The sequence below is a fragment of the Streptomyces sp. PA03-6a genome, assembly GCF_033792765.1.
Taxonomy (GTDB): Bacteria; Actinomycetota; Actinomycetes; order Streptomycetales; family Streptomycetaceae; genus Actinacidiphila.
Window position 1 is genome coordinate 1 of sequence record NZ_JARAVK010000306.1, and the last position, 9,235, is coordinate 9,235.

The window sequence follows — 9,235 nt, forward strand, 5'->3', positions numbered from 1 at the left end:
GTTTGCGGGGGAGGGCAGGAGAATGCGGGGGGTCGCCGCACCGCTGGGGTGGTGCGTGAGGGAAACTATGTGTCGGTCGTGACTGAGGGTTCGTCCTGCCCCACGGGCGGGTCTGTGTCGTTCAAGGGGAATCGCCCGTGAAGTTGTTCGGTAAGTGGTTCGGCAAGAGTTCGCGTCAGGCTGGTGACAGCCCCACGGCGCGCCACCGCGCCCCGCGGCACGCGCAGGATGAGGGACCGGGCGAGGAGCGCCCGCTGTTCCGTGACGGGACCGCTGCTCCGGGCGGTGACATTTCGGGCGGTCATGGTGCGGTTTCTGTTGACCCTGCGGCTGCGGGGCGCATAGGTTTCCAGCAACCATCAGCCTCTAGCACGGGTGGAGGGTCCTTGCCGGTCTGTACGCGGTGCGGGTTCCAGAACGCGGAAGCGAGCCGCTTCTGCTCCAACTGCGGCGCGCCCCTGCGCGCCGCGGTGCCGTCCGAGCGTGCCTCCGAGACCACGTCCACGATCTCCATCTCCGGGATCGAGGCGTACGAGGCCGAGGCGACGGGACAGACCGTGCTGCCGGCGCTGTCCCCGGAGGCCCAGGCCGCGGTCGACGCGCTGCCGCCGGGCTCCGCGCTGCTGGTGGTCCGCCGTGGTCCCAACTCGGGGAGCCGCTTCCTCCTGGACGGCGAACTGACGACGGCCGGCCGTCACCCGGAGAGCGACATCTTCCTGGACGACGTCACCGTCTCGCGGCGTCACGTGGAGTTCCGGCGTGCTCAGGACGGTTCCTTCACGGTCTCCGACGTCGGCAGCCTCAACGGCACCTACGTCAACCGCGAGCGGATCGACTCGGTGACCCTGTCCAGTGGCGACGAGGTGCAGATCGGCAAGTACCGACTGGTCTTCTACGCGAGCCAGTGGGGCGCCTGACCCCCGCGAGGGAAGGTTCATGCTTCGTACACCGTCGGGCGGTGCCGGCAACGGCACCGCCACCGCGGACGACCGGCTGCTGAGCATCGGCGCGGTGCTCAACGAGTTGCGGGAGGAGTTCCCCGAGGTCACCATCTCCAAGATCCGCTTCCTGGAGGCGGAGGGGCTGGTGGAACCGCAACGCACGCCCTCCGGGTACCGGAAGTTCACCGTCCGGGACGTGGAGCGGCTCGGGCACGTGCTGCGCATGCAGCGGGACCACTATCTTCCGCTGAAAGTGATCCGTGAGCACCTCGACGCCCTCGACCGCGGCGAGCCGCTGCCGCTGCCCGTCCCGTCCTCCGGGGAGTCCCGGGAGCTGATCGAGGTCGGCGCGGTGGAGCGGGAGGCACCCGCGGTGCTGCGCATCGGCAGGGACGAGTTGCTGGCCGCCACGGGCGCCGAAGCGGGCGAGCTCGCCCAGTGGGAGGCGTACGGACTGGTGGAGGCCGGTCCTGACGGTGACTACGACGCCGAAACGGTGAACATCGCCAAGATCGTGGCCGATCTGGGCCGCTTCGGGCTCGAACCGCGCCATCTGCGGGCGGTCAAGGCGGCCGCCGATCGTGAGGCCGGTCTGGTGGAGCAGGTGGTCGCGCCCCTGCGCAGGCACCGCAATCCGCAGACCAGGACGCACGCGGAGGCCACCGCGCGGGAGCTGGCGGCGCTGTCCGTGCGGCTGCACGCGGCGCTGGTGCAGTCCGCGCTGAGGGTGCGGCTCTTCTGAGCCGACGTGGCCAGGACACGCCCGGTCGGTGACCGGCCGGGCCCGTCCCGACTACCCAAACCTGCCGGGCACGGCCTAGGGTTGCTGTGTGAACGAGCTCGACGTCGTGGGTGTCCGGGTCGAAATGCCCTCCAACCAGCCGATTGTGCTCCTGCGGGAAGTGGGAGGCGACCGCTACCTGCCCATCTGGATCGGGCCGGGGGAGGCCACCGCCATCGCTTTCGCGCAGCAGGGCATGACGCCCGCGCGGCCGCTGACCCATGATCTGTTCAAGGACGTGCTCGAGGCCGTCGGCCAGACGCTGACCGAGGTCCGGATCACCGACCTGCGCGACGGCGTCTTCTACGCCGAGCTGGTGTTCGCCAGTGGCGTCGAGGTGAGCGCCCGTCCCTCGGATGCCATAGCGCTCGCGCTGCGCACCGGAACCCCCATCTACGGTAGCGACGGGGTGCTGGACGACGCCGGCATCGCCATTCCCGACGAGCAGGAGGACGAGGTCGAGAAGTTCCGCGAGTTCCTCGACCAGATCTCGCCGGAGGACTTCGGAACCAGCAGTCAATAGGGCCCGCCAAGGCCATTCGTCCAGCCTTACCCCCACCATGGACACGGGAAACCACCTCTGGGGTTGATATCACTCGGCGTGCCGAGCGTGGCGATCGTTGACGCACCCGGAGTGACTGCCTACCGTCGAGAAGGAAAGTCCCGATGGCACGTGCGCGTGCCCTGAGGGGTGCGAAGGGACGGGAGGTCGGCGTGAGAAGCACCGGCGACGGTACGGCCTTTGGCGGCCCGTATCCGATGCGCGGGGCCTTGGCCCGCAACGCCGCGACGCCCCCCGGAGGGGGTTCGGGCGACACCTCGGGACAGCAGCCGGAGGGGGCCGGCGAACGGGTCGGCTACCGCGGGCCCACCGCCTGCGCGGCGACCGGCATCACGTATCGCCAGCTGGACTACTGGGCGCGTACCGGGCTCGTGGAGCCCAGCATCCGCCCCGCGTACGGCTCGGGGACGCAGCGGCTGTACAGCTTCCGGGACGTCGTGGTCCTCAAGATCGTCAAGCGGCTCCTCGACACGGGTGTGTCCCTGCAGAACATCCGCACCGCCGTGCAGCACCTGCGGTCCAGCGCGCCCGCCGAGCTCACCCGCATGACGCTGATGAGCGACGGCGCGACGGTGTACGAGTGCACCTCCCCGGACGAGGTCGTCGACCTCCTCCAGGGCGGTCAGGGGATCTTCGGGATCGCCGTGGGCGTGGTGTGGCGGGACGTCGAGGGCGCCCTGTCGCAGCTGCACTCCGAGCGCGTCGACACCGGGGAGACGGTGGTCGGCCACAACCCGGGTGACGAGCTGGCGCGGCGCCGCAACCGCGCGGGCTGAACCGGGCCGAACCGCGCGGATCGGACCGCGGCCCACCCGTCCGCCGTACAGGCGTACGGCGGATGTCGGACCCGTGGGGCACCATCGGTGACTGTGAGAAGCGCGCCGACCATCCTCCACCTGGACATGGACGCGTTCTTCGCCGCCGTCGAGCAGGCCGCGAAGCCGAGTCTGCGGGGGAAGCCGGTCGTCGTGGGGGGTCTCGGGCCGCGCGGCGTGGTCGCGACCGCCTCCTACGAGGCCCGGGTGCACGGGGTGCACTCGGCCATGGCGATGGCCCACGCGCGCCGGCTGTGCCCGAACGCCGCGTACCTCGTGCCGCGCTTCGCCGTCTACCGGCAGATCAGCGACATCGTCATGGAGCTGCTGTCGCGGCTGTCGCCGCTGGTCGAGCCGCTCAGCCTCGACGAGGCCTTCGTGGACCTGGAGGCGGGCGGGATCGCGGACGACCCGCGCGCGGTGGGGGAGCGGCTGCGGGCGGACATCCGGGCGGCCACCGGGGTCACCGGCTCGGTGGGGCTCGCGGGCTCCAAGCTGCTCGCCAAGATCGCCTCGGAGCAGGCCAAGCCCGACGGGCTGGTCGTCATCGAGCCCGGCACCGAGCGCGCGCTGCTGGCCCCCATGCAGGTGCGTACGCTGCCGGGCGTGGGGCCCGCGACGGCGGAGCACCTGCGGCGGGCCGGCATCCTCACGGTCGGCGAGGTCGTGGAGGCGGGGGAGGCCGAGCTGGTGCGGCTGCTCGGCAAGGCGCACGGCGCCCATGTGCACGGGATGGCCCTGGCGATCGACGAGCGGCCCGTGGTCGCCGACCGCGAGAGCAAGTCGGTCTCGGTCGAGGACACCTTCGACGTCGACCTCACCGACCGTGTACGGGTCCGGCTCGAGGTGGACCGGCTGGCCGACCGCTGCGTGCGCAGGCTGCGCACGGCGGGCCGCTCCGGCCGCACGGTGGTGCTGAAGGTGCGGCGGTACGACTTCACGACGCTGACCCGGTCGGAGACCCTGCGCGCCCCGACCGACGACCTCGCGGTGGTGCGGGAGACCGCGGCGCGGCTGCTGGAGGCCGTCGAGATCACCGGCGGCGTACGCCTGCTCGGGGTCGGTGTCGCGGGGCTCGCGGACTTCACGCAGGAGGACCTGTTCGCCCAGGCGGCGGAAAGGGAGGAGGAAGCGGCGGGCGAGGAGTCCGCCCCGTCCGAGGGGGCCGACGAGCGGCCCGTGGAGGAAGCCCGGGGGCCGGAGCCGGCGCAGCGGCGCTGGGTGCCGGGCCAGGACGTGCGGCACACCGAGTACGGCGCGGGGTGGGTGCAGGGCAGCGGGGTCGGGAGGGTCACCGTCCGCTTCGAGGAGCCGGGCTCGCCGGTGCCGGGGCGGGTGCGCACCTTCGCGGTGACCGACCCGGAACTCGAGCCGTCCGAACCGCTCCCGCTGGTGTTACCGGGCCTGTCGGGACTCCCGCGTCAAGCGTCGCCGGCCAGCTTGCCGAAGTCGTGGTCCGGCGGGGGCTCCGGCACCGGGCCCGACAGCGAGGGCCCGCTCATGCCGTAGTGGTGGTAGAGCTGCAGTTCCTGCTCGGGGGAGAGGTGCCGGCCCACGCCGAAGTCCGGGGCGTCCTTGATCAGTGCCTTGTCGAACGGCACACGCAGCTCCTCCCCGGTGAACTCGCTCGGTTCCAGCGGTACGAAGGCGTCGCGGCTGAACAGGCCGGTGCGCACCGCGGCCCATTCGGGCTCTCCGGTGGCGTCGTCGAGGTACACCTCGTCGACCGTGCCGATCTTCATCCCGTTGCGGTCGAAGGCCCTGCGCCCGATGAGGCTGCGCGGATCGATACCGGTCTGCACGGTCCCTCCAACTGGTCGCGATTAATCCTATTTAGGCACGAAAGGTGGCGGCTGTCACATGACCCGTGCCCGGACCGCGCTGGTACGCTGACAGCGGCTGCTGACCCCTTGCGGGAGAGTCCTGGCGACGCGGGGAACCGTCCGCCGGGCGCCGAAGGAGCAAACCCTCCCCGGAATCTCTCAGGCATCCGTACCGCATGGGTGAGGTCACTCTGGAAAGCAGGAAGGGCGGCACACCGCGTGCGCGGCCGCTTCCTCACCGACGGTGAAAGCCGTCCCGGCACCTGCGGGACGGTGAAGCTCTCAGGTTCAGATGACAGAGGGGGAGGCCGTGTCGCGTCAGACCAGGAGGCCTCCGCAGATGACCGCCAACCGCATCCCACTCTCCGAGCTGGAGCGCGGCATCCCCTTCGAGCAGCGCCACATCGGGCCCGACGCCGGTGCGCAGGCCAAGATGCTCGCGCAGGTCGGCTACGGCTCGCTGGACGAGCTGACCGCCGCCGCCGTGCCGGACACCATCAAGAGCGCCGAGGCGCTCGGTCTGTCCGACGCCCGCACCGAGCCCGAGGTCCTCGCCGAGCTGCGCTCGCTCGCCGACCGCAACCAGGTGCTGCGGCCCATGATCGGCCTCGGCTACTACGGCACCTTCACCCCGCCGGTCATCCTGCGCAACGTCATGGAGAACCCCGCCTGGTACACGGCGTACACGCCCTACCAGCCGGAGATCTCCCAGGGCCGCCTGGAGGCCCTGCTGAACTTCCAGACGGTCGTCGCCGACCTCACCGGGCTGTCCACCTCCGGCGCCTCGCTGCTCGACGAGAGCACCGCGGCCGCCGAGGCCATGGCCCTGGCCCGCCGGGTCGGCAAGGTCAAGGACGGCGTCTTCCTGATCGACGCCGACACCTTCCCGCAGACCGTCGCCGTGATCGAGACCCGCGCCGAGCCGACCGGCGTCGAGGTCGTCGTCGCCGACCTCAGCGAAGGCATCCCGGCGGAGATCGCCGAGCGCGGTGTCTTCGGCGTGCTGCTGCAGTACCCGGGTGCCTCCGGTGCCGTGCGCGACCTCAAGCCGGTCGTGGAGCAGGCGCACGGGCTCGGCGCGATCGTCACCGTCGCCGCCGACCTGCTGGCCCTGACCGTGCTCACCTCCCCCGGCGAGCTCGGCGCGGACATCGCGGTCGGCACCACCCAGCGCTTCGGCGTGCCCATGGGCTTCGGCGGCCCGCACGCCGGCTACATGGCCGTCCGCGACGCGTACGCCCGCAGCCTCCCGGGCCGCCTGGTCGGCGTCTCCGTCGACGCCGACGGCGACAGGGCCTACCGTCTGGCCCTGCAGACCCGCGAGCAGCACATCCGTCGCGAGAAGGCCACCAGCAACATCTGCACCGCGCAGGTGCTGCTCGCCGTCATGGCCGGCATGTACGCGGTCTACCACGGCCCGGAGGGCCTGGCGCAGATCGCCCGCCGCACCCACCGCTACGCCTCGGTCCTCGCCGCGGGCCTGCGCGCCGGCGGCGTCGAGGTGACCACCGGGGCCTTCTTCGACACCCTCACCGCCCGCGTGCCCGGCCGTGCCGCCGAGGTCGTGGCCGCCGCCCGCGAGGCCGGCGTCAACCTGCGCCAGGTCGACGCCGACCTGGTCGGCATCGCCTGCGACGAGACCACCGGCCGCGCCGACCTCGCCGCGGTCTGGGACGCCTTCGGCGTCACCGGCGCCGACGTCGAGGCCCTGGACGCGACCACCGGGGACGCGCTGCCCGCCGGTCTGACCCGCGGCGTGGACTACCTGACCCACCCGGTCTTCCACCAGCACCGCTCCGAGACCGCGATGCTGCGCTACCTGCGCCGCCTCGCCGACCGCGACTACGCGCTGGACCGCGGCATGATCCCGCTGGGCTCCTGCACCATGAAGCTCAACGCGACCACCGAGATGGAGCCGGTCACCTGGCCCGAGTTCGGCGCGCTTCACCCCTTCGCGCCCGCCGACCAGGCCGAGGGCTACCTGACGCTCATCCGTGAGCTGGAGGAGCGCCTCGCCGAGGTCACCGGCTACGACAAGGTCAGCCTCCAGCCGAACGCCGGCTCCCAGGGTGAGCTCGCCGGCCTGCTGGCCGTCCGCGCCTACCACCGCGCCAACGGTGACGCCCAGCGCACCGTCTGCCTCATCCCGTCCTCCGCGCACGGCACCAACGCCGCAAGCGCCGTGATGGCCGGGATGAGGGTCGTCGTCGTGAAGACCGCGGGCGACGGCGAGGTCGACGTCGAGGACCTGCGTGCCAAGATCGAGCAGTACCGCGACGAGCTCGCCGTGCTCATGGTCACCTACCCCTCCACGCATGGCGTCTTCGAGGAGCACATCGGCGACATCTGCGCCGCGGTGCACGACGCGGGCGGCCAGGTCTACGTGGACGGCGCGAACCTCAACGCCCTGGTGGGCCTGGCGAAGCCCGGCCACTTCGGCGGCGACGTGTCGCACCTGAACCTGCACAAGACCTTCTGCATCCCGCACGGCGGCGGCGGCCCCGGCGTCGGCCCGGTCGCGGTCCGCGCCCACCTCGCCCCGTACCTGCCGAACCACCCGCTCCAGCCGGCCGCCGGTCCCGAGACGGGCGTCGGCCCGATCTCGGCCGCCCCCTGGGGCTCGGCCGGCATCCTGCCGATCTCCTGGGCGTACGTGCGGCTCATGGGCGGCGAGGGCCTCAAGCGCGCCACCCAGGTGGCCGTGCTCAGCGCGAACTACGTGGCCAAGCGCCTGGAGCCGCACTTCCCGGTGCTCTACACGGGTCCCGGCGGTCTCGTCGCGCACGAGTGCATCATCGACCTGCGCCCGCTGACCAAGGAGACGGGCGTGACGGTCGACGACGTCGCCAAGCGCCTGATCGACTACGGCTTCCACGCGCCGACGATGTCGTTCCCGGTGGCCGGGACGCTGATGATCGAGCCGACGGAGAGCGAGGACCTCGCGGAGCTGGACCGCTTCTGCGACACGATGATCGCGATCCGCGCCGAGATCGAGCGGGTCGGTTCGGGGGAGTGGCCCGCGCAGGACAACCCGCTGCGCAACGCCCCGCACACGGCAGCGGCGCTGGGCGGCGACTGGGAGCACCCGTACTCCCGTGAGGAGGCGGTCTTCCCCTCCGGTGTGTCGGCCGCGGACAAGTACTGGCCGCCGGTCCGCCGCATCGACGGCGCCTTCGGCGACCGCAACCTCGTCTGCTCCTGCCCCCCGCTGGACGAGTACGACGCGTAAGGGCGCCTGACGCGCTCAAGGGTCGGCCCCGCTGCTGCAGCGGGGTCGGCCCTGTGTCGTTCCCGGCCCGGGTCAGGCCGCCGTGACGATGTGCTCGCTGCCGAGCGGGCGGTGCGGGGCGATGATCTGCCCGTCGGGGAGGAGCTCACCGGTGTCCTCGAAGAGCAGGACGCCGTTGCACAGCAGGCTCCAGCCCTGCTCGGGGTGGCTGGCCATGATGTGGGCGGCCTCGCGGTCGGGGCTGCCGGCGGACGGACAATGCGGCTGGTGCGGGCACATGGACGACGTCTTTCGCTGCGAGTGGTGTGAAGTACGGCTGCCTTGGGTAGGAACCTCAGTCATGCCGCTCCCCCGTTCAGTCGGTCGGTCCCAGTGTTGCTCTACTGACGGATTTCCGCAGGGATTTCGCGTGAGCTGTCCTCGTTAGTTGGGGACGCATTCACTCTCACGGGCGGTTGCCCGGACAATGCAACGCCTCCGTGACCGGACGGTCACGGAGGCGTGTGCGGGTCGCCCCAGCCGGGAGCCTCAGGCGGTGGTGCCGAGCAGTGGTGGCGGAGCCAGCCGCAGGGTGAGCACCGGCACCAGGTCGGAGAGCCGGTGCATGCGGTGCGCGGCGATCCCCGGCGGGGCCGGCGCCAGCGGGATCAGCAGGTCGGAAGGGGCCGGCTGGGCCGTGCCCGCGTCCGCTGTGACGTCCCCGTGCAGCCACAGCGTCAGCATGTAGAGCCCCGGTACCGAGAGCAGGTGCGGCTGGTAGGGGGTGGTGAGCGCGTCGGCCTGGCGCAGCGCGCGCTCGGTGGACGCAAGGTAGGGGCCCTCGCAGAAGTGCGAGAACGCCCAGCCGTCCGGGGTGTCCACGGTCTCGCCCGCGGCGGCCACCTTGTCGCCGGTACGGATGTGGAAGCGCCAGCCGGTCAGTCGCGCCCGAGGCAGTCCTCCCGGTTCGGTGATCACGGGGTCGAGGACGTGCAGGGGAAGCGGATGCTCGGCGACCAGGGGCCCCGTGGCGTTGCGCAGTGAGGGGGTGCGGGCCTCACGGACGGCGGTGGGGGAGCTCAGGGCGGCGAGAACGCTCCGCAGG

General features: G+C 71.8%; 9 protein-coding genes and 1 riboswitch. Of the genes, 6 read left to right on the forward strand and 3 right to left on the reverse strand.

Features of this window, described 5'->3' with window-relative positions:
- Positions 1–386: 386 nt before the first annotated feature.
- The 5 genes from PV350_RS40725 to PV350_RS40745 all read left to right on the forward strand — a co-directional run bounded on the left by PV350_RS40725 (position 387) and on the right by PV350_RS40745 (position 4,608).
- Positions 387–917, forward strand: a complete 531-nt coding sequence (locus tag PV350_RS40725; protein WP_499510567.1) for an FHA domain-containing protein — start codon at positions 387–389, stop codon at positions 915–917.
- A gap of 19 nt (positions 918–936) precedes the next feature.
- Positions 937–1,683 carry a transcriptional regulator FtsR gene (ftsR, locus tag PV350_RS40730; RefSeq protein ID WP_500338458.1) on the forward strand — a complete coding sequence of 249 codons (747 nt, stop codon included), beginning with the start codon at positions 937–939 and terminating at the stop codon, positions 1,681–1,683.
- An 88-nt stretch (positions 1,684–1,771) separates the two neighbouring features.
- Positions 1,772–2,245 (forward strand): bifunctional nuclease family protein, encoded by a 474-nt coding sequence (locus PV350_RS40735; protein ID WP_018558705.1) that lies wholly within the window; start codon positions 1,772–1,774, stop codon positions 2,243–2,245.
- A 191-nt stretch (positions 2,246–2,436) separates the two neighbouring features.
- Positions 2,437–3,060, forward strand: a complete 624-nt coding sequence (locus PV350_RS40740; protein WP_499510565.1) for a MerR family transcriptional regulator — start codon at positions 2,437–2,439, stop codon at positions 3,058–3,060.
- A gap of 93 nt (positions 3,061–3,153) precedes the next feature.
- Positions 3,154–4,608: a DNA polymerase IV gene (locus tag PV350_RS40745; protein ID WP_500338459.1), complete on the forward strand. Its 1,455-nt coding sequence runs from the start codon at positions 3,154–3,156 to the stop codon at positions 4,606–4,608.
- Here PV350_RS40745 and PV350_RS40750 read toward each other — a convergent pair.
- Positions 4,521–4,901, reverse strand: a complete 381-nt coding sequence (locus PV350_RS40750) for a PRC-barrel domain-containing protein (protein ID WP_499510563.1) — start codon at positions 4,899–4,901, stop codon at positions 4,521–4,523. The two genes, PV350_RS40745 and PV350_RS40750, sit on opposite strands and share 88 nt — an antisense overlap.
- Positions 4,902–5,002: 101 nt before the next feature.
- Positions 5,003–5,107: riboswitch (glycine riboswitch) on the forward strand.
- Positions 5,108–5,262: 155 nt separating this feature from the next.
- Between PV350_RS40750 and gcvP the strand changes: the two genes are divergently transcribed.
- Positions 5,263–8,151 (forward strand): aminomethyl-transferring glycine dehydrogenase, encoded by a 2,889-nt coding sequence (gene gcvP, locus PV350_RS40755; protein ID WP_500338461.1) that lies wholly within the window; start codon positions 5,263–5,265, stop codon positions 8,149–8,151.
- Between the two features lie 72 nt (positions 8,152–8,223).
- Here gcvP and PV350_RS40760 read toward each other — a convergent pair whose 3' ends face one another.
- Together PV350_RS40760 and PV350_RS40765 are read right to left on the reverse strand one after the other, a co-directional pair.
- Entirely contained in the window at positions 8,224–8,430 is a 207-nt protein-coding gene (locus PV350_RS40760; protein WP_319139728.1) for a DUF5999 family protein, read from the reverse strand.
- A 249-nt stretch (positions 8,431–8,679) separates the two neighbouring features.
- Complete coding sequence (locus tag PV350_RS40765) at positions 8,680–9,234, reverse strand: hypothetical protein (protein ID WP_500338462.1); 555 nt, start codon at positions 9,232–9,234, stop codon at positions 8,680–8,682.
- Between the last annotated feature and the right edge of the window lies 1 nt (position 9,235).

What these genes read in the sequence shown, in the direction of transcription:
- ftsR (WP_500338458.1), top strand. Translation starts at nt 937, where the DNA reads ATGCTTCGTACACCGTCGGGCGGTGCCGGCAACGGCACCGCCACCGCG.
- PV350_RS40760 (WP_319139728.1), bottom strand. Translation starts at nt 8,430, where the DNA reads ATGTGCCCGCACCAGCCGCATTGTCCGTCCGCCGGCAGCCCCGACCGC.
- gcvP (WP_500338461.1), top strand. Translation starts at nt 5,263, where the DNA reads ATGACCGCCAACCGCATCCCACTCTCCGAGCTGGAGCGCGGCATCCCC.